Origin of the sequence: uncultured Sneathiella sp. (assembly GCF_963976355.1) — a bacterium.
GTDB lineage: Bacteria > Pseudomonadota > Alphaproteobacteria > Sneathiellales > Sneathiellaceae > Sneathiella.
Genome location: NZ_CAXBKA010000002.1, coordinates 56,699 through 82,796 on the forward strand (window position 1 = coordinate 56,699; position 26,098 = coordinate 82,796).

Below are 26,098 nucleotides of genomic sequence, written 5' to 3' on the forward strand. Positions count from 1 at the left end.
GCATCTACTTCGCCTTTCGTGCTCCATAAAGCGGACCGTCCGTATGGCGAATGGCGACAATCTCGACCGGGCTGTCGATGGGGATGGCCTCATCCTCAATAAGCTGGGTGGCGATGCGAATACCTTCTTCCAGATCAATGATCCCGGCATGTATCGGGGTTTCATTCTCGAAGGTTGCCGGCGCGGCATAAATCGTCGTCCGGGAATAGAGCGTTCCCTTGCCCGAGAGTTCCTTCCAGCTTACCGAGCTTGACCAGCAGTGAGGGCAGATTGGCTTCGGCGGGAAGGTGAAGCTGTCGCAATCATTGCATTTGGTGGTCTGGAACTTGCCTTTTTCCAGCGCTTCCCAGAAAATCGCCGTGCATTCCGTCGGCCGGGGCGGATAGGCGCGGGGGCGGTTCTTTTCAATAACGTCAATGCTCATCTCACAGCCTCCAGAATTTGTACCATCGCCGCGTTGTAATTTCCAAGCTCACAGCTTGTTGCGCCGAGCCGTGCTTCTTTCACCTGGCGCTTGCCTGCATCGCCGCGAAGCTGTTCCACCGCCTCATACATATTGTAAAGCGGGGTGACATAGGCCGGATGACCGCGCGACAGCAGGCCGCCGGAGGTCGAAATCGGGATGCGCCCGCCAAGCGTGGTTTCCCCGTCCACTGCCGCCCGGGCGCCCTTACCGCGGGGCGCCAGGCCCATGGCCTCGCTGGCCAGTACCTCGACAATAGTGCAGGGGGCATAAATCTCCGCAAAGTCGAGATCCTGCGCGGAGATCCCGGCGTTCTCATAGGCGCTCTTGCTGGCGCGCTGCAAGGAGTTGAAGGCAATCATGTCGTTGGGTATTTCACTGATCTGGTGCACGCCCTCATGATAGAAGCCACGCCCCTTTACCAGCACATAGGGCTTGCCCGAGGCCTTCGCCATATCTTCCGAGCAGAGCAGGATACAGACAGCGCCGTCCCCACGCGGCGGCACTTCATACAGGCCGAGCGGTTCGACGATTTCACGCTGCGCCATCACATCGTCTAGCGTAATTGTCTTCTGGTACTGGGCAATCGGGTTCAGGGAGGCGTGATAGCGGTCCTTGACGGCAACGCTTGCCAGCTCCCGCCGCGAGGAACCATATTCATGAATATACCGGTTGGCATCCATGGCATACCAGGCGATAGGCGTCAGGCCAAAGGGCGTATGAAAATCAACGTCGCCGGTCGCACGCATGCTGCTGTTCATATGCTCGGCGGACGGCGTCCGGCTCTCGAAATTGGCGCCGAGGGCGAGGGCGGCCCGGGCCCGCCCGCTCTCGATATCCCGGATCGCCTGCTCCAGGGCGATACCGCCGGTCATGCCGTTGCCGAGAACTTCCATGACCGACGCCGTGCAGGGCATGCGCAAATAGTTGGCCATAAAGGTCGCGAAGTATTTCTGCTGGGTGTAGGGGCGGCACTGCGCAAGGACGAGGCTGTCCACTTCCTCTTTCGGCAACCCACCGTCCTGCATCGCCTCGATCACCAGCTTCGCCAGCAGTTCATGTTCCAGCGTATGTATGTCCGCGGAAGGATCGCTCTGGTATTTCCCGACAGGCGTCGCGGCCATACCGAGAATAGCTACATTCTGTTTCATTTCTTCCCTTGCTCTCCCCTGATTCAATCGGTCGGGAGACATCATTTTTATTGTGAATGAATGATGGTTCAGTTTATTGCTGGTGTCAATAGCTGTTCGATGCTATGCTCGGATCAACAAGAAAACAACAAGGCGGAATGCCAGATCGGATGGTAGGCCCACGGGTGTCCGGCATCGCCAGTCCGGAAACAACGCAAGGGGCGGCAAACCTTTCAAGAGCAACGTCCAGAGGAGGGAGGGGTGAATGAGCAATCTCTCATCCGTCAATCAGAGAACTCTTAAAGCGGGAAATGATATGATGTCCGACCGGCGGCAAAAATTCGTTGCTGCGGCCACGGAACTGTTCTCGAACAACGGATTTCACGAGACGACCGTCAAGCAGATTGCGGAGAAGGCAGGCGCCAGCCCGGGTCTTGTCTATAACTACGTCCGGGATAAGGAGGAGTTACTTCTGCTCGCGATTACGGGGGTTCTGGAAAGCTATAAAGAAGAGGTTCCAAAGGCGGTTAGCCTTCATGATGACCCGATACTTAGGTTTTCTGCCGCCCTGTCGGCCTATGTAAGGGTGGTCGCGGACAAACCGAAGGCAACGCTTCTGGCATATCGTTATACCGCCATCCTGCCACAGCCGATGCGCGAGCGGATCAAGGATCTGGAGGTCGAGACCAATCAGATAATTTCCGATTGTATTTCCGCCTGTATCGCGGCGGGTTATTTTAAGGAGACGAATGTCGATGTCCTGTCCTATCGCGCTGTTCTTCTTGCCCATGGCTGGGCGCTGAAAAGCTGGCGGTTGAGCCGGTTGCATGGGGTGGAGGAGTATATGAATGGCACGCTGGACCTGTTTCTGGCGGCGCTTCTGACACCGAACGGCCAGCGGCATTATAAAGACCTTTGTGAGGAGGGGGCGGCGCTCCGCTGAAACGGTTGTTGGTATATCTGTGGCAGCGGGCACATTTTGACGACAAGATACTTGACATAAAATTTAAAATGAATGATTGTTCATTTAGTTTTTAAAGAATCGCATGTCGAGTAATTCATCGTGAACTTGACAGGATGCCCTGATCCGATATGCCGGAAAGGGTCTCGTTCATGCGTGAGAACAAGAAAAAAGCAACAAGGGAAAATGCACCAATGCATAAGACGGAAAAACGGTCGGTTTACGACTATGACGATCTGCGCCGCCTGATCGCCCCGGAGGTTGTCGCTGTCGTCGGTGCGTCCTCGACGCCGGGCTCTTTCGGAGAGCGGACCCTGTCAAACATGCGCGGGTTTTCCGGCAAGGTATTCGGGGTCAATCCGAAATATACAGAGGCAGCCGGTTTCCGTTGCTTTCCCTCCATATCCGAGCTGCCTACGCCGCCGGACTGCGTGATTATCGCTCTGGCGGCACCTTTTGTTGAGGATGTCATTCGCGAATGCGCAAAATGTAATGTCGGCGGCGTCATTGTCTTTGCCTCCGGTTTTGCGGAAACCGGCACGGAAGAGAACAAGGCGGCGCAACAGCGTATCATCGACCTCGGGCGTGAGACCGGCGTGCGGATTGTCGGGCCGAACTGCGTCGGCCTGGTAAACACCACGCTCGGCGCCGGGCTTAACTTCATGCCCAACTTCTATAAAACCAAGCTGATCGACGGTCCGGTATCCGTCATCTCCCAGAGCGGTGGTCTTGGCTATACGCTGTTTCAGGGGATGGAACGGGGTATCGGCATCAGCAAATATCTCGCCTCAGGGAATTCCTGCGATGTCGATGTTTGCGATTATATTTCCTTCCTCGCCGATGATCCGGGCACCAAGGTGATTGTCTGCCTGCTGGAAGGCGTGAAGGACGGGGACCGCTTTGTCGAGGCGGCGCAGAAAGCCTATGATCGCGGCAAGCCGCTGCTGGTCTATAAGATGGGTGTCGGTGAGCTTAGCAGTAAAACGGCGATGTCGCATACGGGTACGATGGTTGGCTCCCGCGAGGCGTTCGATGCCGCCATTGCCCGGACAGGCGCCATTGCGATTAACCGGCTCGATGGCCTGCTGGAGGCAGCGAACTTTTTTGCCCGCGCCGGTGTACCGCGCTCGGGCAAGGGGGTTGGCGTTCTGGCAACGTCCGGCGGCGCGGCCGTCGTAACCGCGGACAAGGCCGAGGAACATGGGGTCGTACTCCCGCCGCTTGCCCAGAAAACCGCGGAGAAGCTGGGCGAGATCGTCCCCGGCTTCGGTTCCGTTGCCAACCCGTCGGACCTGACGGCGGAAGTTCTAAAGACCAAAGAGAGCTTTGTTGGCTGCTTTGATGCCTTCGCCGAAGACCCGTCATTTGATGCGATCATCGTGCCGCTCGTTTTCGCAAGTCCCGAAAGTTCCGGCGCCAGAACCCCGCTCATGTGCGAGATGGCGCGCAAGACGGGCCTACCGATTGTCGGGATATGGATGAACGACTGGCTGGAAGGGCCGGGCAGTGAGGTGCTGGATGCGGATACGCGCGCCTGTATCTTCCGCTCCTCCGACCGGTGTTTCGAAACGATCGCCCTGTGGCAGGAATGGCATCGCCGCCGGAACCTGCCCAAGGATAAGAAGGTGGGTGCACGCCTCAGCCCGGAAGGCGCGGCCGACAAGGCGCGACAGATATTTGACTCCATGGCGCCGGGCGCGAAGAGTCTGGATGAAACTACGGCAAAGCAGCTGCTCGCGAAATATGGCATTGCCCCGCTGAAAGAAGCGTTCGCCGCCACCGCAGAGGATGCGGTGCGCGAAGCCGGAAAGATCGGTTATCCGGTGGCCATGAAAATTGTCTCACCGGATATCCTTCACAAGACCGAAGTCGGAGGTGTAAAACTGGGGATACCGGATGAAGCCTCGCTGCGCGCAGCGGTCGAGGAGATGTTCAAATCTGTGTCCGCCAAGCTGCCGCAAGCCAAAATCGATGGCGTGGTCGTTCAGGAAATGGCGCCGAACGGTGTCGAGCTGGTTGTCGGCGCGACAATTGATGCGCAGTTCGGGCCGCTGATCGCAGTCGGGCTCGGCGGTGTGATGGTCGAGCTGTTGAAGGATACGGCGGTTCGCCTTGCGCCCCTGACGCCCGCGGATGTCAGCGAGATGCTGGAAGGATTGAAATGCTATCCGCTGCTGACGGGCTTTCGTGGCAGTGAGCCGGTCGATCTTGCCGCGCTGACCGATCTGATTGTCCGCTTCTCCGAATTTGTTTCGGACATGCCGGACCGGATTGCGGAAGTGGATGTCAATCCGGTGATCGTGACGCCGGACCGGGCGGTTTGTGTCGATGCGCTGATTGCCGTTAATAACAAGAAACAGGAGGGGTAAATGGGTAAGGCTATTGAAGAATTTAATGTTGGCGATGTGGCGCTGAGCCCGGGCCGGACCGTCACCGAGACCGATGTTGTCATGTTCTCCGGCCTCTCCGGCGATACGAACCCGGCCCATACGGATGCGGTGCATTCCTCGAAAAGCCCCTTCGGCGAGCGGATCGCCCACGGCGCGCTCGTCCTCTCTATCGCCACGGGGCTGAGCGCCCGGATTGGCGATCTTGACGGGACGGCGCTGGCGGCCCTCGGCATTGATGAGTGGCGGTTTCATGCGCCGGTGAAGTTCGGCGACACCGTCTATCTTCGCAGTACCGTGCTGGAGGCGCGTCCCACATCGAAGCCTGATCGCGGCGTTCTGCGCCGGAAAATGGAGATACTCAACCAGGATGGTACGGTCGTCCAGAGCGGCATCCACAGTACCATGGTCATGACACTGGCTGCCAAAAAAGCCAGCCAATCGGAGAAATAATAATGATGCAGACGACTAATTTCTTCGGTCTGTCCGAAGAGCAAATGATGATCCGTGAAAATGTCCTTGAACTGCTGGAACGGGTCATGCCGCGGGAAAAGATCAAGGAACTGGACAAGGCCGGTGAATTCCCCTTCGAGGCCTATCAGGCACTGGCCGATGCGGGCTGGATGGGGCTTGCCTATCCGGAAGAATTCGGTGGTGCAGGCGGCAGCAACAAGGACCTGGCCGTCCTGATCGAGGCAATGGCCTATCATTATGGCGGTATCGCCACGGCCTATAATACGACCATTGTCTACGCCGGCATGCATATCTGCCGACACGCATCAAAGGAAGTCCGCGAAGAGCTGATGCCGAAGATCATCGACGGATCGGCGAAACTTGCCCTCGGCCTGACGGAGCCGGGTGCGGGATCCGATGCCGCCTCAATTCAGACGAAGGCGGTTCGCGACGGGGACGAGTTCGTCATTAATGGACAGAAACTCTACACGACCTGCGCCCATGTGGCGGATTACCTGATCGTGGTGACCAAGACGCGCCCGGGATCGGGCCATAAGGGCATGACGATCTTCCTGGTCGATGCGAAGCAGCCGGGCGTCACCATTCGGCCGCTGGATATGCTGGGCCGTCACACGACGCATGCCAATGAAGTGTTCCTCGACAATGTCAGGACACCGGCAAGCTGGATGATCGGCGAGGAGAATGAGGGCTGGAAAAATCTGATGGATTGCCTGAATGTCGAGCGGATGTGTATCGCCGCCGTTGGCGCCGGAAACACGTTCAAGATTCTTGACTATACCCTGGATTACGCGAAGCAGCGCGAACAGTTTGGCCGCTCCATCGGCAAATTCCAGGTCATCCAGCATAAATTCGCCGATATGCGCATGAAGGCGGAGACCAACCGTCTGTTCCTCTATCGGGTGGCGGATCTGCTCGACAATGGCCAGAATGCGGTTATGGAAACCTCCATGGCGAAGGTTGTCGCGACCGAAAATAATTTCGAGGTGGCGAATATGGGGCTGCAAATCTTTGGCGGCGCTGGCTACACCACGGCCTATGATATTGAAATGATGCTGCGGGATGCCCGCATTGGCCCGATCGGCGCCGGCACAAGCGAGATCCAGCGCAATATCATCGCCAAGCTGATGGAGTTGTAATCTCCTCGGCTTACCTTGAACATCACGTCCGGAATAAGAAGGAAATAAAAATGGGACCGTTGGCAGGTGTGAAGATTATTGAGCTCGGGGGCGTTGGTCCCGGTCCTTTCTGTGCCATGCTGCTCTCCGACATGGGGGCGGAAGTTCTCCGCGTGGATCGTACAACACCAAGCGGGCTGGGCGTTAAAAAGGAAGTCCGCTTCGATACGACACGCCGCGGCCGCCGGTCCGTTGCCGTCGATATGAAAAGCGAAGGCGGCCAGAACGTCGTCCGGGAGTTGATCTCCCAGGCGGACGGTCTGATAGAAGGGTTCCGGCCGGGCGTCATGGAACGTCTCGGCTTCGGTCCGGATGAATGCCTGGCCGACAACCCGAAGCTGGTCTATGGCCGGATGACGGGGTGGGGGCAGGACGGCCCGCTTGCCAATCATGTTGGCCATGACATCAACTATCTTGCCATCAGCGGGGCGCTCGGCATGATCGGGCGGCAGGGCCAGGCGCCGTCGATCCCCCTCAATCTCGTGGCCGATCTTGGCGGCGGCGGTATGTATCTCGCGCTTGGCATGCTCGCTGCCCTGTTTGAGGCGAAAAGCAGCGGCAAGGGGCAGGTGGTCGATGCCGCCATTCTCGACGGTGTGGCATCGCTACTGACAACCTTTTACGGATATACGAGCGGCGGCCTCTGGAACGAGGATCGGGAGCGCAACCTGATTGACGGCGGCGCGCCATGGTATAATGTGTATGAGACCAGCGACGGGAAATTCGTGTCGGTCGGTGCGGTGGAAGCGAAATTCTACCAGCAACTTCTAAAGGCTATGGGACTGGAGAATACGGATTTGCCTGAGCAGTTTGATCGCGATAAATGGCCGGAAATGAAGAAAATATTCGCGGATGTCTTTAGCCAAAAAACCCGGGATGAATGGGACGCAGCCATGGCCGGATATGATGCCTGTTACGCCCCGGTTCTGACCCTGAAGGAAGCCAGCCAGCATCCGCAGTATACCGAACGACAGGCCTTTACAGAAATTGACGGTGCCACCCATCCAGCGCCCGCGCCAAGGTTCAGCCGGACTGTCTCGGAAATTCAGGGCCCACCCCATGCGGACGGAGCCGATACGGACGCCGCCTTGACGGATTGGGGCTTTTCTGGCGAAAAACTGGCCGAGCTGCGCAAATCCGGCGCCATAGCGTGAGCGGCGCGGGGAAGCCCGGTTGATGGCAACCTCGCCCGGCAGCCCCGATGATCCGGCACTAAACACAGGTTTTTTGAGATATCTCCCCGAGAAATTCTCGCGGGGGATATTGTCGCTTCAGGGCATTCTCCTGATAAGCATGGCCATTGCCTCGGGCTTTCAGGGTATTTTTGGCATGACATGGCTGAAGTTCCCTATTCTGGCGGGCATGATCCTGTTCAGCCTGCTGGTCGCGATTTCCGGCAGCCGGGTGATCCGGGTTTTTCTGGTGCTCGGCCTTTTGTGTTTTCCGCTGACGTTTCAATATGCGGAGGATGCGTGGCATACCCTAAATGAGGGGGCGGTCCGGGCGCAACTGTTCCTGTCCTTCATCACCGCAATCATGGTGCTGCGGGAGCCTGCGTTCCGCTCCCAACTCCTGCAGGCGGCGGGCAATATCATCGTCCGGCAGCGGCAGGGACGCCGCGTTCTCATGCTTCTGCTGGGCAGCCATCTCTTCGGCCTGATGATGAATATGGGCTCGGTCGTCCTGCTGGGCTCGATCGCTTCCTCGCGGGACCGGGAGAAGGGGGCAACCGGTCACAGCTATTCACAGCGGCAATCCGCACTCGCCATCATTCAAGGGTTTGTCACCACCATGATGTGGTCGCCATTGTCTCTCGCGCTGGTGGTCGTTCTTTCCCAGGTGCAGGACGTTACCTCGTCGATGATTACGCCGCTCGGATTGCTCGGCGTACTCCTCTTTCTGGCGCTCAGTTTCGCCGTCAGCCAGTTGGAAGTCTGGCTGCGACGCCATCATCCCGAACCGGCCTCGAAAAAGCCGGAGGAAACCGAGAGGCGGGGAGGCGCGTCATTTCTTAAAATACTGATGCGGGTGATCCTGCTGGTGGTGGCGATATTTTCCGCGATCACCGCGCTGTCGCTGGTGGCGTCGGTTCCGGTGCCTGTCGCGGTGACGCTGGCAATCCCGGTAATCACCTTCGTCTGGCTTATGATCCAGTCCCATGGCGATGTCGGCGTTTGTCTTCGTGGACCGCTGGCCAATACGATTTTCCGGACGCTTCCCTCGCAGTCCTCGGAAGTGGGGATATTGCTGGTGGCGGGATTTATGGGGCCGGTTCTCGTCGCGCTGATGCCAACGGCGGATATCAATGCCTTCCTGCACAGTCATCATACGCCGCCGGGGGTGATTGTTCTGGTGGCTTTTTTCGCCATCGTGGCCGGAGGGGTGCTGGCGGTCAATCCGCTGATTTCCGTCACCATCGCGCTCGGCGTGTTGGCGGACCCGATGGCGCTCGGCATTCATCCGCTTTATCTCGCCCTCTCCATTCTCGGCGCCTGGGCCGTTGCCTCGGCGCTGTCGCCCTACACCGGTGTTACCATCGTCACGGCAAGCATGTTCGGGGTGAAGTCAACGACCCTTGCGCTTGTCTGGAACCGCCTGTTCGGCGTCATCGCGCTGACGGTTTGCGCTGGAATCATTCTCATTTTCGGTGAGCTCACGGCAATCCCGATTACCTGACCAAAAGAAGGAGCATTCGATGCAGGACCTATTGATTGACCATCCGGCGGAGGGCGTTGTTCGCCTTCGCATTAACCGGCCGGAGGCGCGCAACTCCCTTTCTGTGGACTTGCGCCGGAAACTCGTTGCTGAGCTCGCCCGGCTCGATGCGGACAAGTCGGTCCGCGTGGTTATTCTGGCGGGCGGGGAGAAGGCTTTTGCGGCGGGCGCGGACATATCCGAACTCAAGGGCACGTCGCCTATCGGGATGATGCAGCGGGCGACGAACAAGATGTGGTCGGCCATTGCCGGGTTCAGCAAGCCCCTGATCGCGGCCGTGCGCGGTGCGGCCTTCGGAGGCGGGTTCGAACTGGCAATGAGCACTGACATTATCGTCGCCGGCCGCAAGGCCCGCTTTGCCCTGCCCGAAGTGACGCTGGGGCTTATCCCCGGTGGCGGTGGAACCCAGCGTCTGATCCGCCTTGCCGGCAAGCATGTGGCGATGGATATCCTGATGTCGGGCCGGGTTCTGAGTGCCGAAGAGGCGCTTGGCTTCGGTATCATCAGCCGCTGCGTCGATGATGACGATCTGGAGGATGCGGCGGTCGAGCTTGCTTCGACGATTGCCGGTAAGGCTCCGCTGGCCATCCAGCTCGCCAAGGAAGCTGCGCTCCTCGGGGCGGATGCGCCGCTTGCAAGCGGGCTCGCCTTGGAGACCCGGGCCATTCAGGTCCTGTTCGACAGTGATGACGTGGATGAGGGGACAGCGGCTTTCTTCGAAAAGAGGGCGCCAAACTTCACCGGTCAGTGACGATGTTCGGCAAATGAAAAGATCGTGCTGTCAAATAGGGGCGGGAGTGTATTCCGGTGCTTGACATTGCGGCTTATTTAATGAATGAATAATCAGTCATTAAATAAGAATAACACAGATGGCCGATAGGGAAAAGCATGGCGTTCAATCATGATGTTGTGGCGAGTTGGAAATTTGCGCCGGTGGTTCAGACCATAGAGCCGTCGGATTGCTTCCTCTATGCCCTGTCTGTCGGGGTGGGACGCGATCCGCTCAACAGGGATGAACTCCCGTTCGTCTATGGGCCTAAGATAAAGGTGCTGCCGACGATGGCGGCCGTGGTCTGCACGCCCGGCTTCTGGGCGGAGGATCCGCGTCTGGGGATCGATATCACCCGCATTTTCCATGGCGAGCAGAGCGTGACGTTGCATAAACCCATCCCGCCGGGAGAGGAACTGACCGGCCATAGCCGTATTTCCGATCTCATTGACAAGGGCCCCGGTGGTGGCGCCATCATTGAGGTGGAATGCGTGGTCAGGGATTCGAAAGATCAGCCTGTCTGGACCGTCAACCGTACCGCCTTCCTGAAAGGGGAAGGGGGCTTCGGCGGAACAAACCGGTCTATTGCGGCGCCCGCGGAAATTCCTGGCAGGGAACCGGATCAACTGGTTGATATTCTGACCACCGGGGATCAGGCACTTCTATACCGGTTAAACGGCGATTTTAATCCGCTGCATGCCGATCCGGACGTGGCGGAGCGCGCTGGCTTTCCGCAGCCGATTCTGCATGGGCTCTGTACGTATGGCATCACGGGCTATGCCCTGCTGAAGGCGGTATGTGATTATGATGTGGAGAAATTCGGCAGGTTAAGCGTTCGCTTCTCCGCACCGACACTGCCGGGCGATACCTTGCGGATCGAGATTTGGCGAAACGGAGAGGTGGGCGCCTTTTTCCGATGCCGCGCGGTGGAGCGTGACGTTACGGTCATTGCCAGCGGGCGGTTCGATTTTGCAAAATCACTATAAATGAACTGATGGAAACAAGAGGAAAAGTTGGATGAGTAATAACAGTCAGAATTCCGGTCAGAAGGATGCTCTTGCGGGCGTGCGTGTTCTTGACTTCACGTCCATGATGGCCGGACCGTACTGTACGCGGCTGCTGGCGGACCTTGGGGCGGAGGTCATCAAGATTGAACCGCTCAAGGGCGACTATATGCGATTTCAGCCGCCGCTCCGCGGGGAGTGCAGCCGCTATTTCGGGCATCTCAACGCGGGTAAGAAAAGCATCGCGGTTGATCTCAAGAGCGAGGCCGGAATTGAGATCATACGCTCGCTTGTTGCGTCTTCCGATGTCGTGGTCGAGAACTTCCGCCCCGGGGTCATGGCGCGGCTGGGGCTGGATTACGAAAGCCTCGACAAGATCAACCCGCGGATCATCTATTGTTCGATTTCCGGTTATGGACAGGACGGTCCGAAGTCGAAGAAACCGGCCTATGCTCCCATGATCCACGCCGCGAGCGGTTATGATCTGACGCTCCTTCAGTATCAGGAGGAGCAGGAAAAGCCGGCGATTACCGGTGTTTTTGTCGCCGATATCCTGGGCGGTTTGTACAGCACTTCCGCCATTCAGACGGCGTTGTTTCAGCGCGAACGCAGCGGCATTGGGCAGGAGATCGACACGACGCTGCTGGAATGCATGCTGAACCTGCTGATCTATGAAATCCAGTTCGAGCAGCAACCCTCCACGGCGCGGCGTCCCCGGTACGGTCCGCTGCCGACAAAGGACGGCAATATCATCGTCGTGCCCATCAATGCCAATAACTTCAAGAATCTGTGCGAGGTGACGGGCCATCCGGAATGGATGGAGGATCCGCTTTTCCTGACGCCGGGAGACCGGGTCAAGAACTGGGATGAACTGATGGCGCGGGTCGGTACTTGGACGGCGGAGCGGACGGCGCTTGAGTGCGAGGATATCCTGCTCGACGCCGGTGTTCCGGCCTCCCGCTATCTCACGGTTGGCGAAGCCATGCAGGACCCGCAGGCCGAGCATCGGGGCAGTTTTGTTGAGGTCGAGGATACGGAAGGCAGCTTCCGCGTCGTCAACCCGCCCTATAAAATGAGCGGTACGGGCACCCATGTCCGGCCGAACGTTCCCGGACTGGGTCAGCATACCGAAGAGGTGTTGAAGAATGTTGCCGGGTATGATGCCGACAAGATCTCGGTGCTGCGGGATGCGAAAACTCTGGTGTTTGGATAACCGCGGATTACGGAATTCAAGAAAACGAAGGAAGGACATAAGATGAAGGTTCGACAACTAAGTGAATGCACGGCCATGCTGACTGGCTCCACCTCAAGCATCGGTTTCGAGATTGGTGCACAGCTGGCGGAGGCAGGAGTGCCGCGGGTCATGCTCAACGGGCGCGATGAAAAGCGTGGGGCCGATGCGGTGGCGCGACTGAAGGAACGGGCGCCTGAGGCGGATGTCCGATTTGTGGCGGCTGATTCGACGAAATATGAAGGTGCCAAGCGAATCGTCGATGCGACAATCGAGGCCTTCGGCGAGCTGGATATCGTGGTGACCAGCATCCCCGGCCCGAGCAACCATATGCCGATGCCGTTTCACAAGAACTCACCTGAAGGACTCGATGCCCTGGTGGATGCCCATTTCATGAGCGTGATTTACACCTGTCACGCGGCCCTGCCGCACCTGATCGAGCGTGAGGGAGGAGCGATTATCAATCTGTCGTCCGATGCTGCAAAAATCGCAACTCCGGGCGAAGCCGTGATCGGCGGCAGCAAGGCAGGCACCCTGATGTTTACCCGCACCATGGCGCTTGAACAATCCCGGCATGGCATTCGGGTCAATGCTTTGACGCCGTCGATCGTCGCGGGAACCGATGCCTATGATCGCCTGATGGGGAACGAATTTACCAAGCGGCTTTTCAAAAAGGCGGAAGAGAAAGCCAAGCTTGGCGTGGTGACACCGGCCGATATCGCACCGCTTGCCGTCTTTCTGGCCGGCCCCGGCGGCGCCAAGATCACGGGGCAGGGGATCAGCGTGAACGGCGGAATTTCCGCGGCATAACAATCCTTTAGTAGAGCGATGGCCGATATGCATCCCGAGGGATGGTGAGTATCGGCCGTTTCAAAAGAGACGCAGGGCAGAGAGTCATAAAAACCGTTTGTCCTGTAGTTAATCTTATAGTAGTATGAATGAATAATCAGTCAGTACGCAAAAGTACCGGTAAAAAACAAACTAATCTTCAAGGGAGATAATGTGATGAAAATACGAAATATGGCGCTATTGGCGGCCTGCAGCATGGTAACGGCGGTAACCCTGGGCTTTGGGTCAGGCGGGACAGCTGTCTCAACCGTCCAGGCCGCGGAAGTTGAAGGACCGAAAGTCAAATGGCTGTTGTCAACCTGGGGCAAACGGCGCGGGATCATGGAGGGGATGGAATCCTTCTCCGAGCAGATTTCCAAGGCGACGGATGGAAACTTTGAGGTTTCCCTTCAGTATGGCGGCGTTCTCTCCGATCCTAAGGAAAACCTTGATGGCCTGAAGATCGGTGCATTTGAGGCGGCCATGTTCTGCCCTGTATACCATCCATCGAAAACACCGGCGATCACCGGGCTTGATTTGCCGTTCCTGCCGGTGACCGATCTGGAAACACGTGTTAAAGTCCATGAAGCATATCTGCACAATCCGGCTGTTCTTGACGAACTGGCCCGTTGGAACGCTTATCCGTTGATGACCGCCCTCATGCCGAATTATGAGGTCATGGGCAAGGGCGAAGCGCCCAAGAGTATCAAGGACTGGGAGGGGCTCCGGTTGAGTGCCTCCGGTGGGATCGGCGATTTGATGAAATCCATCGGCGCCATTCCGACAACTGTTCCGGCGCCTGAAATGTATCAGTCGCTTGAACGGGGTGTGATGGATGGCGTTGCCTTCCCTTATACTTACGCATTTGCAGCCTACAAGCTGCACGAACTCGCGGACTGGCGGACTGAAAAATCCTCACTGGGATCCCTGACATGCGTTCTGGTTGCCAGCAAACAGGCGTATGAAGCGCTTCCTCCCCAGTATCGGGAACTGATCGACCGCGTGAAGCCTGGCGCCTACAAGCATCAGATCGATACCTACACCGCGATCGACGAAAAGAACGAGAAACTCTTTGAAGAAGAAGGCCTTAAGAAGGTCCGTTTCTCGGAAGAGGATGTCGAGCAGATCATGGACAAGGCCGTACAGCCGAGCTGGGATGCCTGGGTTGCTGCACGCAACGCGGAAGGACTGGACGGACAGGCCTTGCTTGACGAAATTCTTGCCCTCGCAAAAGAGTCGAATACCAACTAACAACGTCGAGATAATAATAACAGACGTTACGCTATGGAAAAATGTGGTCGGCAAATCCTGATTGCCGGACGCATTTTTCCACTAACAGGCACAGTTGGAGGTAAGGATGGGGCGGTTAATAGGGCTGACTCACAGCATCTTGAGGCAAGTTGAAAACCTGTTCGCAATTCTCGCGGGTATGGTCGTTCTCGTTATCATGACGCTTGGCGTCGCAGAGGTCGTCGGCCGGAGCGCCTTTCGGGCACCGATTCATGGCAGCCTCGATATGGTCGAACAGTTGATGGTCGTTGTCGCGGCGTTCGGGATCGCCTATTGCCAGGCCCATTGGGGCAATGTCCGGATGACGCTGGTCGTCTCCCGGGCCACGGGGCGCACCCGCTGGTTACTGGAGGCTTTTGCCCTTCTTGTCGCCAGCTTCGTTGTGACCGCTTTGGTCAAAGGCAGTTGGGACAACTTCCTCAGGACTTGGGAAATCGGCGGTAATACCCCGAACATCTATCTTCCTTTATGGCCGGGTACACTGGCGGTTTTTATCGCGCTTTGTCTGTTGCTTGCTCGGCTTGTGCTTCAGTTTATTGAGGCCCTTCGGCTTGTCTCCGATCCGGATGCGCCGAAAATCACCGCACCGGAAATCGAACCGGCGCAAGAATAGAAACCGTCACTCTTTAGTCAGGAAAAATTATGGACCCCTTAACACTTGGTATTGTCGGGATCATTCTTCTGGTGGTGATGATCTTCCTCGGCGTGCCGGTTGCCTATGCGTCGGCTTTTGTCGGGATCAGCGGCCTATTCATGATGCGGGGCTCGCTGACGGCGTTTGGTCTTGCCGGCATCATTCCTTATGCAAACTCCGCGTCCTATTCCTTCAGCGTTCTGCCGCTCTTTATCGCCATCGGGTTTCTGGCACTCTATGCGGGGATAACCAGCGGCGCCTATGAGGCGGCTCGAATATGGGTTGGGCGGGCGCCCGGCGGCCTTGCGACGGCGACGATCTTCGCGAGCGCCAGTTTCGCCGCCGTCTCCGGCGCGAGTACCGCGAGCGCCTCCGTCTTTACACGCCTTGCCATTCCGGAAATGGAGGAACGCGGCTACGACCGGAAGCTGGCGGCGGGCGTGGTTGCCGTCGGCGGTACCCTGGCGGCCCTTATCCCTCCAAGTGCCATTCTGGTGATTTACGGGATCATCGTCGAGGAATCGATCGGGCGGCTTTTGCTCGCCGGTCTCGTTCCTGGCCTGATTTCTGTCGTTGTCTATATCGCCGTCATCACGATTGTGGTGAAGGTCAATCCCTCGCTGGCCCCGCGTCTGGAGCCAACGTCAATGTTCAGAAAGCTGCAGGCCCTGACCAAGGTGTGGGGTGTCCTCGCGGTTGTCGGTATTATTCTCGGCGGGATCTATCTCGGCTGGATGACGCCTACGGAATCAGCAGCGGTCGGCACGGCGATCATTCTCGGCATGGCGATGTTTAAACGGATGAGCCTCGCGAATCTCCGGGACGGCATGCTGGAGACCATCAAGACCACGGCCATGATTTTCATGGTCATCTGGGGCGTGATGGTCTTCGTGCGGTTTCTGGCCTTCACCGGTTTGCCTGCGGAAATCACGGCGCTTGTAACCGGGCTTGACGTGCCACCTATCGTTATCCTGTTTGGTGTGATCGTCATGTATATCCTGATGGGAATGATCCTTGACGGGCTCGGCATGATGATGCTCACCCTGCCGGTTATCTATCCGGCGATCATTGGTCTTGGATATGACCCGATCTGGTTTGGCGTCCTGCTGGTCAAGCTGATCGAGGTCGGGATGATCACACCACCGGTGGGGCTCAACTGCTATGTCGTACATGGTGTCCGGCCGGACATACCGCTCGGCGAAGTGTTCAGGGGCGTCACGCCGTTCCTGTTTGGGGAGGCGGTCATCATCGGCATTCTGGTGGCCTTCCCGGAAGTCGTGCTCTTCTTGCCAAACAATATGATGAACTAGCTAATTACCTTTGCGGCTGTGTGTCCTGAGAAGCGTGCAGCCGCAAAATCCCTGCAGTGCAAGATCAGCACACAGCCCGTTCAACGCCGTCAGCTTCAGTAATATTTGGACCAGAACTCCGCGCCCTTCGGCGTGAGGAGGGGGCGAACCAGTATTTTCAGCCCTTCCTGGATATATTCGTCGATGGTGAATTTATCCTTGTAGACCCAGCTTTTCAGGGCCCAGCTATGGGCATACATCAGGCACTGATACACCATGATGTCTCGGTTGACCTCGATCATGTATCCCTCGTCGAAGCAGACGTCCAGCGCCTCACGCAGGTGCCGGTTGGTTCGGGTTTCATCCGCCATTACCAGCTTCTGCATCTCCGGCTTGAGGGATTTCGAACTGCGATAGGCGAGGACGGTTGCGGCCCTGTGGGCATCGACGGAGGAGCAGAAGGCGGCGATTGTCGCGCACAGGCGGTCGACCGGATGGTGAATGCCGCGCAGGCGAGGGGGGATGTCATTCTCATAGGCATCCAGAACCACCCGCAGGGAATAGAGAAGCAGCTCTTCCTTGCTGTTGAAATACTGATAGATAAAGCCCTGTGAAAATCCGGCTTCACGGGCGATATCCTGAATGGTTGTCTTGTAAAAGCCCTGACGGGAGAAGAGCTTTATGGCGGTCTTGACGATCTGGCCCCGTCTTTCCTCCACGAGTTCCGTGTTGGTGATTTTCGCTTGAAGCCCGTCTGAGAGTTTCGATCCGGCCATCCTGTTAATTCCTGTCGTCTATTTAGGCACTACTATCACTAATATTGAGGCGAGCCGCCCTGTTACTGAATGATAAGTATTTCGCTTGTATAGCTGATTTTACATTCTCCCGAAAATAAACACCAATTCATTTTTAAAAAATATATCTCTGTTGTTGCTTCGATGTCATTTTCCGGTGATCTTGCACGGCGGATATGAGGGATGGCAATGGATCAGCCCTCTTGCCCTGTGTCCTGTATAAGTGACTTCTCATTCTGGTCGGATATCAGGGGCATTCTGTCTCGGTAGTTGTTCGGCATCCGGCGGCAAGAATTTTAAAAAATGGATTGACAAAATTTGTTGAATGACTAATCATTCATTTACAAAAAGCAACAAATGCAAGCTAGCTATAATTGAGTAGAGAAAGCTTGAATCTGACCTGAAGGAGAATATCCGTCGTACGGGGCCGGATGGCGGGCAATGCAGGTTTTGAGGTGTAATTTTAATGTTGGTTCGAATGCCCGGAGGCTTAAGATATAGCCTGGTGCGGCTTGGCCTGAAAATGGTCAGGTCCGAAGATCTGACGGGTGGAGAAGGCTGATGAGAAGTTTGATAACAGGGGCGAGTAAGGGTATTGGGCGCGCGGCGGCGCTCAGGCTGGCCGTACCGGGGGCGAAGCTGGCCCTTGGCGCCTCCACGCATAGCGATGAGCTGAAGGAGGTCATTCGCGAGGCTGAGGCCAAGGGGGCGGAGGCAATCCCGGTCATCGGCGATTTGTCCGATCTGGATGTGCCGGGAAAGATCGCCGCCGAGAGCGTTAAGGCATTTGACGGCCTGGACGCCGTTATCAGCAATGCCGGTATTTCCATTCCGTCCGCCATCGAGGATATCAAGCTCGAAAACTGGGATCGTGTGTTTGCAGTGAATGTCCGCGCGCCCATGCTACTCGCCCAGGCCGTTCATGAACCGCTCAAGGCGGCAAAGGGGGGCTTTGTCGTTATCGCCTCGATGTCCGGCGTGCAGCCTTATCCCGGGATGGGGCCCTACAGCTCCTCCAAGGCCGCGTTGATCATGTTTGCCCGGCAGTTAGCACTGGAATGGATCGTCGATGATATCCGTGTCAATACCATTTCCCCAGGACTGTTCCGTACCGCATTGACGGAAAAAGTCTATTCCGACGAGACCATAAAGAAACAGCGCGAGGCCATGGTGCCAGCGGGCCGGATCGGCGATCCGGAAGAGGATCTGGCGGGTATTATTGAGTTTCTCCTGACGTCTGGATCGACCTATATGGTGGGTCAGAACATCGTCGTGGACGGTGGCCTGATCGAATCGATCCAGGCGAAAATTGCTGGTCGGCCAGCGACAAAAGGCTGACCGGCATGAAGTTTCCTTCTCCAAATCCGGCGGTAGCTGAACGTTACTACACCGAAGCCCATTGGCGTTTCGACAGTACCTCCCAAATGTTCGAGAACATGGTGCGGCACCATTCGGAACGGACGGCGCTGTCGGATGCGGAGGGGAACTTCTTTACCTATCAGGAACTCCACGCCCATGTTGAGAGTGTCGCTACGTGTTTTGCCGACGCCGGGATCGGGGAAGAGGATATCGTCACGATGTGCGCGCCGAACTGGCGGCAGACGGTGGTCTGCATTCTGGCGACGCTCCGGGTGGGTGCGATCATCAATCCGGTGCCGATGACCTATGGCTGGAAAGACATCAAATATGTCGTCGATACCTGCGAGAGCAAGGCGCTCATCCTCGCAGGCAAGTTCCGGAATGCGGATCATACCGCCCATATTGAGGATATTCTCGGGCCCGGCCATGGCGAGAAACTCGTCATCCAGCTTGCAGACGGGGCGCGGCAGGCCGGTGTGCCATTTGATACGCTGCTGGGCAAGGGTGAATGCACCGTTCCGCTGCCGGCGAAGCCCGACAATGTGGCGGCCATCCTGTTTACCTCGGGCACGGAATCGAAACCCAAGGGCGTTGTTCATACCCATAACACCATCCTCTATGGTGAGCGCTGTTTTGTCGAGACGCTGGAGCTTGGTCCCGAGGATACCTGTTTCATGGCATCGCCGATCTCCCATGCCAGCGGTTTTCTGCATGGCGTGATCCTGACCCTGACAACCGGGGGGCATCTTTCCATTCTCGATATCTTCACGGCCTCGGCGGCGGTGGACCAGATGAGCCGGGACAGCGCGACCTGGACCATGGGGGCGACACCGTTCCTCGTGGAAACCTCCAATGAGCTGAACGCCAGAAACGCGACCTTGCCTGCCTTGCGCTATTTTCTCTGCGGCGGGGCACCACTCCCGGAGTCGGTTGTCCGCCGGGCGATGGAGACAGGCATGCGGGTCCTGAGTGTCTATGGATCGACGGAAAGTCCGCCACATACGGTTGTCTGGCCGTCCGATCCGCCGGAAAACGCCTGGACGACCGATGGTCGCGCCGCCGGGGACGGGATCGAAATCCGTATCGTCGATGAAAATGGCGATGAGTGCCCCGAAGGGGAAATCGGCGAAGAATGGTCCCGCGGGCCGAATACCTTTCTCGGATACCTGAATGCGCCGGAGATTACGGCAAAGTCGCTCGATTCCGAAGGTTGGTATCATTCCGGCGATCTTGCCTATCAACGGCCGGACGGCTCCATCCGGATTTCCGGACGGATCAAGGACATGATCGTCCGCGGCGGCCAGAATATCGCCGCCCGGGAGGTCGAGGAACTGCTGATCCAGATACCGGGCTGTATCGAATGCGCACTGGTCGGCATTCCCCATGAACGGCTGGGCGAGACGGGCGGCGCGGTGCTGGTGATGGAACCCGGCCATGTTGTCGGTGTTCAGGAGGTGTATGACCTTTTGGTCGCACAGGGCGTGGCCAAGTTCAAGATCCCGGAGCGGGTCGAATGCTGGGATGCGCTGCCCAAGACCCCAAGCGGAAAAATACAGAAGTTCAAGGTACAAAAAATGCTGGCTGAAGGCATAAAAGGCGAGGGAGACGTCCGGTGATAGAAGTGATTGAAAATGGAAATGTCTGTGACATTGTCATGGACACGCCACCGGTAAATGCGATCAATGACGACTTTCTGACCGAATTTCACAGAGCGCTGGATCACATCGAGACCGCGGCGCCGACCGTCGTTCTGATTCGCAGCACCCAAAAAGTTTTCTGCGCCGGTGCCGACCTCAAGGGCATTCAGCAGCATTTTCAGTCCGACAGCGGCATTGAGGACATGATCACTTATGTCCGGGCGATGCACAGGCTCTTTGACCGGCTGGAAAAATTCCCGGCGGTGACCATGGTGGCCATCAACGGTGCGGCGCTTGGCGGCGGGCTGGAACTGGCGCTCAGCTGCGATCTTCGGGTGGCGGCACATGAGGCCAGGATGGGACTACCGGAAGCGCAGGTCGGCATGATCCCCGGCGCCGGAGGAACCCAGCGGCTGACCCGTCTTTGCGGACCGGGCGTTGCCAGTCGGATCATCCTCGGATGCGAAACCGTTGACGGCGCCGGGGCGGAGCGCATCGGGCTTGCCGAGAAAAGCTGTCCGCTTTCGGATCTGAAAACGGTCAGCCGGGACTGGGCGGCGAAGATCGGCAACCTCGCGCGGCCGGCGCTGCTCGCCTCGAAAGAATGTATTGCGGCCTATTCGGATCATGAGACGGACGGATACGCCCTGGAACTCGAAAAGCCGAAGATAACCATGCGCTCGCAGGAGGCACAGGACCGGATTGCGGCGTTCTTCAGCAAGTAAATGATGACCCTTAACTAGAAAAGAGAAAAAAATGGATATTACAGGCAAAATCGCTCTGATCACCGGCGGCGCGTCGGGCATCGGGGCCGCGATCTGCGAAACCTTCGCCAAGGCGGGCGGCCATGTCATTGTTTCCGACATCAATGTTGAGGGCGGCGAAAAGGTTGCCAAATCGATCACCGAGAGCGGCGGCACCGCGTCTTTCCTGCAGCTCGATGTGACCGATGAAGCCTCCGTCGAGGCGGCGACGGCCAGCATCGAGAAGGAGCATGGCAAGCTCGATATCTTCGTGAGTGCGGCCGGGTGGGACATTATCGAACCCTTCATGAAGAACACACCCGAGTATTGGGACAAGATCATGGGCCTTAATTTCATGGGGCCGGTCCGCCTGACGCGGGCGGTTATCCCTTTGATGATGGAAGCGGGCGGCGGCAAGATCGTCATGGTCAGCAGTGACGCCGGGCGCGTTGGCAGCTTCGGCGAAACAGTCTATGCGGGCGCCAAGGGCGGCATTATCTCTTTCACCAAATCCCTCGCCCGGGAAATGACCCGCAGCAATATCAACGTGAACTGTGTTTGCCCGGGTCCGACCGATACGCCGCTTTTCGCTTCCCAGCCGGACAAGCTGAAAACGGCATTGACCAATGCCATTCCGATGAAACGTGTCGGCAAGCCGAGCGAAGTTGCCGATGGTGTTCTGTTCTTTGCCTCCCCGCGCTCCTCCTTCTGTACCGGACAGGTCCTGAGCGTCAGCGGCGGCCTGACAATGGCGGACTAAGATATGCTGGATGAAATCTATTTTGATGAAAGCACGGCCGAAATCCGTGAAATGGTGCGCCGCCTTGCGGCCGATCATATAACACCGCTTGCCGAAGAATGTGATGCGGCGGACCGGTTTCCCGAGGAACTGCTCCCCATCCTTTCCGATGCAGGACTTCTGACCATGCCGATGCCGGAGGAATATGGCGGCATTAACGCAAGCGCGCAGGTGCTTTCCGTCGTGCTGGAGGAGATCGGATATTCCTATGCGACCATGGGGCCGGTTCTGCTCTCCACCTATTCGCCGCTTAAAATCGTGGCGGAGGCGGGTAAGCCGCACCAGCAGGAAGCCTTCTTCAAGTCGATGACCTCGAAACCCTCGATTGCTGCCTTCTGCCTGTCAGAGCCGCATTGCGGATCGGACGCGCGGGCCATGAAAACCATGGCCGTAAAGAAGGGCGATCAGTGGCAGATCAACGGCACCAAACGCTGGATCACCAATGGCGGCGTTGCCGACTGGTATCTGCTGTTCTCGCGGACGGGTAAGGAAAAGAACGATTTTGCCGTTTTCGTGGTTCATAAGGACACGAAGGGGCTGAGCTTCGGCAATCAGGAAAAGAAGATGGGGTTGAAAGGCGGGCCGATCTGCGATGTCATTTTCGAGGACGTCATGGTGCCGGACGAATGTCTGATCGGCGAGGTCGGCGATGGCTGGAAAATTCTCGACGGTGTTGCCAATGCCATGCGCTGCTGGGGCGCGGCGGCGATCACCCTCGGGATTGGCCGCGCCGCCTATGATATTGCGGCGGCCTATGCCAATGAGCGCGAGGCCTTCGGGCAATCCATCGCCCGTTTCCAGGGCATCGGCTTCATGCTGGCCGATATGGCCACCCAGCTCCGGGCGTCCCAGTTGTTGGTCCGGGATACCAACTGGCGGGTGGACCGCGAACTCCCCAACGTCAGCTACGATACCCTGTCGCAGGTCGGTATGGCCAAGATACAGGCAACCGATACGGCGATGAAGGTCACGACCGACGCCGTCCAGATCCTCGGCGGTTATGGCTATATGCGCGAATATCATGTCGAGCGGCTGATGCGCGACGCCAAGGCCTTCCAGATCCTCGACGGTTCAAACCAGATCCAGCGGCATATTCTCAGCCGCGAGATCGTTAAATCCTTTTCATAGAAAATTTGAGCAAAAGAAAGAAAAACAATGGAATATACAGACGTAAAATATGAGGTGAGCGACGGCATCGCGACCATCACCATCGACCGCGAGGACCGCTTCAACTGCTTCCGCGGCCGCACCATTGAAGAACTGCTCCATGCGTTCAAGCGGGCCTGGGCCGACAAAGGCGCGGCGGTTGTTATCCTGACGGCGGCGGGCCAGAAGTCCTTCTGCGTTGGCGGTGACCAGAAGGAAATGAAGGAAAAGGGTACCTATGGCGCCAGCCAGAACGGCCTTTGGGAAATCGACGACCTGCATAATGTCATCCGCGATATACCGAAGCCGGTCATTGCCGCGGTCAATGGTTATTGCATCGGTGGCGGTCATGTTCTGCATGTGATCTGCGATATCACCATCGCCGCCGAACATGCGAAATTCGGTCAGGCGGGCCCGAAAGTTGGCTCCTTTGATGCCGGCTGGGGCACGGCTTATCTCGCCCGGACCGTCGGCGAAAAGCGGGCGCGGGAAATCTGGTTCTTCTGCCAGCAATACACGGCGGAACAGGCGCTGGACTGGGGACTGGTCAACAAGGTCGTGCCTGCCGACAAACTTCAGGAAGAGGCACGCGCTCTCGCGCAGCATGCGGTTGCCCTCAGCCCCGGCGCTCTCCGTTTCCTCAAGCATTCCTTCAATGCGGACTCCGCCGCGATCTTCGGCCAGGCAAAAATGGCAGGTGACGGACTTGCAATGTTCGTCAAATCGGACGAAGCTAGGGAAGGTAACGCGGCCTTCAATGAAAAACGGGCACCTGATTTCTCCGCCTATCGTATCGGCGGCGTGGAACTGCCGGAGTAGGTATCGGGCAGTCACTCGATCGTCAGAAACCTGTTGTTCGACATGCGCGGCTGAAAGGGAGGGGATCCTCTTTTTCAGCCGTTCCGATTCCGGGGCGGTTACCCGGCAGGCCTTTGAAAATGCAGGATGAAAGACGGGGAGATGACATGACAATGGATAAGGACGCGGCGGATCTTCTGGCGCTGCGGATAAAAGCAGAAGCTCCCTCTTATAGTGACCTCTCCCCCGAGGCGGCGCGCGCCGATATGAAGGCCGCGCGAGAGGCGATGAAGTTCGCCCCGGAAGAGGTGGGCGAGGTGCAGGATTTCGTCGCCAAGACGCCGGAGGCTGATATAAAGCTTCGGTTCTACCGGCCGGACAAGGACAGGGAAGCAGGCCGGCTTCCCTTGCTCATTTTCTATCATGGCGGCGGCTGGGTGATCGGGGATATCGACACTCATGATTTTCTGTGCCGCCAGATAACGAACGCAGTCGGCTGCGCCGTTCTGTCGGTCGATTACCGGCTGGCGCCCGAACATAAATTCCCGGCGGCGGTTGACGATTCGATGGAGGCCCTGCGTTGGGCCTTTGCCAATGCGGACAAGCTGGATGTCGATGTCGCGCGGGTGGCGGTCGGCGGCGATAGCGCCGGTGGCAATCTCTCGGCTGTCATGGCCATCTATGCGCGGGACGGGTTGCTGCCGTCGATCAAATACCAGATGCTGATTTACCCTTGCACCGACCTGACGATGACGCGGCGCTCCTATGACGTGGATGAGGAAGGACTGCCGCTCTCCACGAAGACCATGTTCTGGTTTCGCGATCATTACCTTAGGGGATGTGAGGATGAGGTTGACTGGCGCGCATCCCCGCTTTTCGCGCCCTCGCTGAAGGATGTTGCACCCGCCTATGTGATGACTGTGGGGTATGATCCGCTGGCGGATGAGGGGGATGCCTATGTCCGGCGGCTGCGTCAGGCCGGTGTGGAGGTGGAGCACCGCCATTATCCCGGGCAAATACACGGGCTGGTGACGCTCGGCGCCTTTCTGCCAACAGCCGAACCGGCCATCGCCGAGGTCTGCGACCGTCTTCGGACTGCCTTGTTCGACTGATACGCTTGGGCGGCTTTCTCCGCTATCGGAACGGCCGCTCATGGATTAAGATGCCGGATTTCCAGTCGGGAATATCCATAAGCAGGATGGAATGGCGGAACAGGTGAGCACAGAAAACACGGCACAGGATATCATCGTCATCGGCGCCGGGATTATCGGCATCACCACGGCGATTGAGCTGTTGCACATGGGTGCGAAAGTGACGGTGCTCGACCGTGAGGGGGTTGCCGCCGGGGCGTCGCGCGGCAATGCCGGGGCCTTTGCTTTTTCCGATGCGTCGCCCGTGGCCTCTCCCGGGATCATGAAGAAAGCGCCGAAATGGCTGTTCGATCCGCTGGGCCCGCTCTCCGTTCCGCTGCCCTATGCGCTGAAGATTGCGCCCTGGATGTATCGTTTCTGGCGCGCGAGCAAGCCCGATCAGGTGAGGGCGGGGGTGGCGGCGCTGGTCGCACTCATGAACGCATCGCGGGAACGGCTCGTCCCTTTCATGGAGATGACGGGCACCCATAATATGCTGCGCCAGCATGGAAACCTGCAGCTTTATGAATCGCGCAAGGCCTTTGAGGAAAGCCTGCCCGGTTGGCAGGAGCGGGCGGCCCGTGGCGTTGATTTCACGGCGCTCGCCAGCCCGGAAGAGATTGCCGAGCATCAGCCCGGCATTGACCGACGCTTCGTGGGCGCCATCCATACCAATGACTGGTACGGCATTTCCGACCCCAAGGACTACACAGTCGCGCTTGGCGCGCATTTCGAAAGCCGGGGCGGGACGATCCGCATCGCGGAGGCAAATGCGCTCGAAGCAACGTCTGGCGGGGCCTCCGTTCTTCTCTCCGACGGAACGCGGCTTTCGGCGGATCGGATAATCGTTGCCGCCGGAGCCTGGTCGCACCGGCTGGCCCGGACAATCGGCGATCATATCCCGCTGGAGACCGAGCGCGGCTATAACACGACACTCCCAATCGGGGCGTTCGATCTGAGGCGTCAGCTTTCGTTCGAGGAGCATGGCTTTGTCGTCAGCCCGCTGTCGAGCGGCATTCGTGTGGGCGGCGCGGTGGAGCTTGGTGGCCTGAACCTGCCGCCTAACTATCGCCGGGCGGATGCCCTTCTGAAGAAGGCGAAATCCTTCCTGCCGGGCCTCAAGACGGAGGGCGGAACGCAATGGATGGGGTTTCGCCCGTCGCTCCCGGATTCGATCCCGGTCATCGGCCCCGCGTCCCGAACCGACAGAATTACCTACGCCTTCGGTCACGGGCATCTCGGCCTCACGCAGTCCGCCGGGACGGCGCGGATCGTGGCGAACCTCGTCATGGGGCGGGAGAATACGGTCGATCTCAAGCCATATCGCCCGCAACGGTTTTAG

The 26,098-nt window shown here is 57.9% G+C and carries 24 protein-coding genes; 21 read left to right on the plus strand and 3 right to left on the minus strand.

Annotated elements, in window-relative coordinates:
• Window positions 1-4: 4 nt before the first annotated feature.
• Together AAC599_RS03990 and AAC599_RS03995 are read right to left on the minus strand one after the other, a co-directional pair.
• Window positions 5-424 (minus strand): Zn-ribbon domain-containing OB-fold protein, encoded by a 420-nt coding sequence (locus tag AAC599_RS03990; protein WP_340149113.1) that lies wholly within the window; start codon window positions 422-424, stop codon window positions 5-7.
• A complete protein-coding gene (locus tag AAC599_RS03995) occupies window positions 421-1,614 on the minus strand; it encodes a thiolase family protein (RefSeq protein ID WP_293960117.1) in 1,194 nt (397 codons plus the stop codon). Before AAC599_RS03995 ends, AAC599_RS03990 begins: the two co-directional genes overlap by 4 nt.
• A 244-nt stretch (window positions 1,615-1,858) precedes the next feature.
• Between AAC599_RS03995 and AAC599_RS04000 the strand changes: the two genes are divergently transcribed.
• The 13 genes from AAC599_RS04000 (at window position 1,859) to AAC599_RS04060 (ending at window position 16,371) form a co-directional block, all read left to right on the plus strand.
• Entirely contained in the window at window positions 1,859-2,536 is a 678-nt protein-coding gene (locus AAC599_RS04000; RefSeq protein WP_340149114.1) for a TetR/AcrR family transcriptional regulator, read from the plus strand.
• Between the two features lie 212 nt (window positions 2,537-2,748).
• Complete coding sequence (locus AAC599_RS04005) at window positions 2,749-4,923, plus strand: acetate--CoA ligase family protein (RefSeq protein WP_340149115.1); 2,175 nt, start codon at window positions 2,749-2,751, stop codon at window positions 4,921-4,923.
• Complete coding sequence (locus AAC599_RS04010; RefSeq protein WP_293960126.1) at window positions 4,924-5,394, plus strand: MaoC/PaaZ C-terminal domain-containing protein; 471 nt, start codon at window positions 4,924-4,926, stop codon at window positions 5,392-5,394. It begins immediately after the preceding gene.
• Between the two features lie 2 nt (window positions 5,395-5,396).
• On the plus strand, window positions 5,397-6,551 hold the full coding sequence (locus tag AAC599_RS04015) for an acyl-CoA dehydrogenase family protein (protein ID WP_293960129.1): 1,155 nt from the start codon (window positions 5,397-5,399) through the stop codon (window positions 6,549-6,551).
• A 50-nt stretch (window positions 6,552-6,601) separates the two neighbouring features.
• Window positions 6,602-7,744, plus strand: coding sequence for a CaiB/BaiF CoA-transferase family protein (locus AAC599_RS04020; protein ID WP_340149116.1), 1,143 nt, complete (start codon window positions 6,602-6,604; stop codon window positions 7,742-7,744).
• A gap of 22 nt (window positions 7,745-7,766) precedes the next feature.
• Window positions 7,767-9,266, plus strand: a complete 1,500-nt coding sequence (locus AAC599_RS04025) for a hypothetical protein (protein WP_340149117.1) — start codon at window positions 7,767-7,769, stop codon at window positions 9,264-9,266.
• 19 nt (window positions 9,267-9,285) lie between these two features.
• Window positions 9,286-10,056, plus strand: a complete 771-nt coding sequence (locus AAC599_RS04030) for an enoyl-CoA hydratase-related protein (RefSeq protein WP_340149118.1) — start codon at window positions 9,286-9,288, stop codon at window positions 10,054-10,056.
• 137 nt (window positions 10,057-10,193) lie between these two features.
• Window positions 10,194-11,060 (plus strand): MaoC/PaaZ C-terminal domain-containing protein, encoded by an 867-nt coding sequence (locus AAC599_RS04035; protein ID WP_340149119.1) that lies wholly within the window; start codon window positions 10,194-10,196, stop codon window positions 11,058-11,060.
• A gap of 31 nt (window positions 11,061-11,091) precedes the next feature.
• Entirely contained in the window at window positions 11,092-12,291 is a 1,200-nt protein-coding gene (locus AAC599_RS04040; protein WP_340149120.1) for a CoA transferase, read from the plus strand.
• 42 nt (window positions 12,292-12,333) lie between these two features.
• Window positions 12,334-13,119 carry an SDR family oxidoreductase gene (locus tag AAC599_RS04045; RefSeq protein WP_340149121.1) on the plus strand — a complete coding sequence of 262 codons (786 nt, stop codon included), beginning with the start codon at window positions 12,334-12,336 and terminating at the stop codon, window positions 13,117-13,119.
• A gap of 195 nt (window positions 13,120-13,314) precedes the next feature.
• Window positions 13,315-14,388, plus strand: coding sequence for a TRAP transporter substrate-binding protein DctP (gene dctP, locus AAC599_RS04050; RefSeq protein ID WP_340149122.1), 1,074 nt, complete (start codon window positions 13,315-13,317; stop codon window positions 14,386-14,388).
• Window positions 14,389-14,494: 106 nt separating this feature from the next.
• Entirely contained in the window at window positions 14,495-15,040 is a 546-nt protein-coding gene (locus AAC599_RS04055) for a TRAP transporter small permease (RefSeq protein ID WP_340149123.1), read from the plus strand.
• Between the two features lie 29 nt (window positions 15,041-15,069).
• Entirely contained in the window at window positions 15,070-16,371 is a 1,302-nt protein-coding gene (locus AAC599_RS04060) for a TRAP transporter large permease (protein ID WP_340149124.1), read from the plus strand.
• A 95-nt stretch (window positions 16,372-16,466) separates the two neighbouring features.
• On the opposite strand, the gene AAC599_RS04065 is transcribed toward AAC599_RS04060, so the two are convergent.
• A complete protein-coding gene (locus AAC599_RS04065; RefSeq protein ID WP_293958451.1) occupies window positions 16,467-17,126 on the minus strand; it encodes a TetR/AcrR family transcriptional regulator in 660 nt (219 codons plus the stop codon).
• Window positions 17,127-17,705: 579 nt separating this feature from the next.
• Here AAC599_RS04065 and AAC599_RS04070 point away from each other — a divergent pair.
• The 8 genes from AAC599_RS04070 to AAC599_RS04105 all read left to right on the plus strand — a co-directional run bounded on the left by AAC599_RS04070 (window position 17,706) and on the right by AAC599_RS04105 (window position 26,098).
• A complete protein-coding gene (locus tag AAC599_RS04070; protein ID WP_340149125.1) occupies window positions 17,706-18,482 on the plus strand; it encodes an SDR family oxidoreductase in 777 nt (258 codons plus the stop codon).
• Window positions 18,483-18,487: 5 nt separating this feature from the next.
• Complete coding sequence (locus tag AAC599_RS04075; RefSeq protein ID WP_340149126.1) at window positions 18,488-20,119, plus strand: AMP-binding protein; 1,632 nt, start codon at window positions 18,488-18,490, stop codon at window positions 20,117-20,119.
• Complete coding sequence (locus AAC599_RS04080) at window positions 20,116-20,865, plus strand: enoyl-CoA hydratase/isomerase family protein (RefSeq protein WP_340149127.1); 750 nt, start codon at window positions 20,116-20,118, stop codon at window positions 20,863-20,865. The genes AAC599_RS04075 and AAC599_RS04080 overlap by 4 nt, the downstream gene beginning before the upstream one ends.
• Window positions 20,866-20,896: 31 nt before the next feature.
• On the plus strand, window positions 20,897-21,643 hold the full coding sequence (locus AAC599_RS04085) for an SDR family NAD(P)-dependent oxidoreductase (protein WP_340149128.1): 747 nt from the start codon (window positions 20,897-20,899) through the stop codon (window positions 21,641-21,643).
• 3 nt (window positions 21,644-21,646) lie between these two features.
• Entirely contained in the window at window positions 21,647-22,810 is a 1,164-nt protein-coding gene (locus AAC599_RS04090; RefSeq protein ID WP_293958460.1) for an acyl-CoA dehydrogenase family protein, read from the plus strand.
• Between the two features lie 27 nt (window positions 22,811-22,837).
• On the plus strand, window positions 22,838-23,647 hold the full coding sequence (locus tag AAC599_RS04095) for an enoyl-CoA hydratase-related protein (protein ID WP_340149129.1): 810 nt from the start codon (window positions 22,838-22,840) through the stop codon (window positions 23,645-23,647).
• 146 nt (window positions 23,648-23,793) lie between these two features.
• Window positions 23,794-24,738, plus strand: a complete 945-nt coding sequence (locus AAC599_RS04100) for an alpha/beta hydrolase (protein WP_340149130.1) — start codon at window positions 23,794-23,796, stop codon at window positions 24,736-24,738.
• A 91-nt stretch (window positions 24,739-24,829) separates the two neighbouring features.
• Window positions 24,830-26,098, plus strand: a complete 1,269-nt coding sequence (locus AAC599_RS04105) for an FAD-dependent oxidoreductase (protein ID WP_340149131.1) — start codon at window positions 24,830-24,832, stop codon at window positions 26,096-26,098.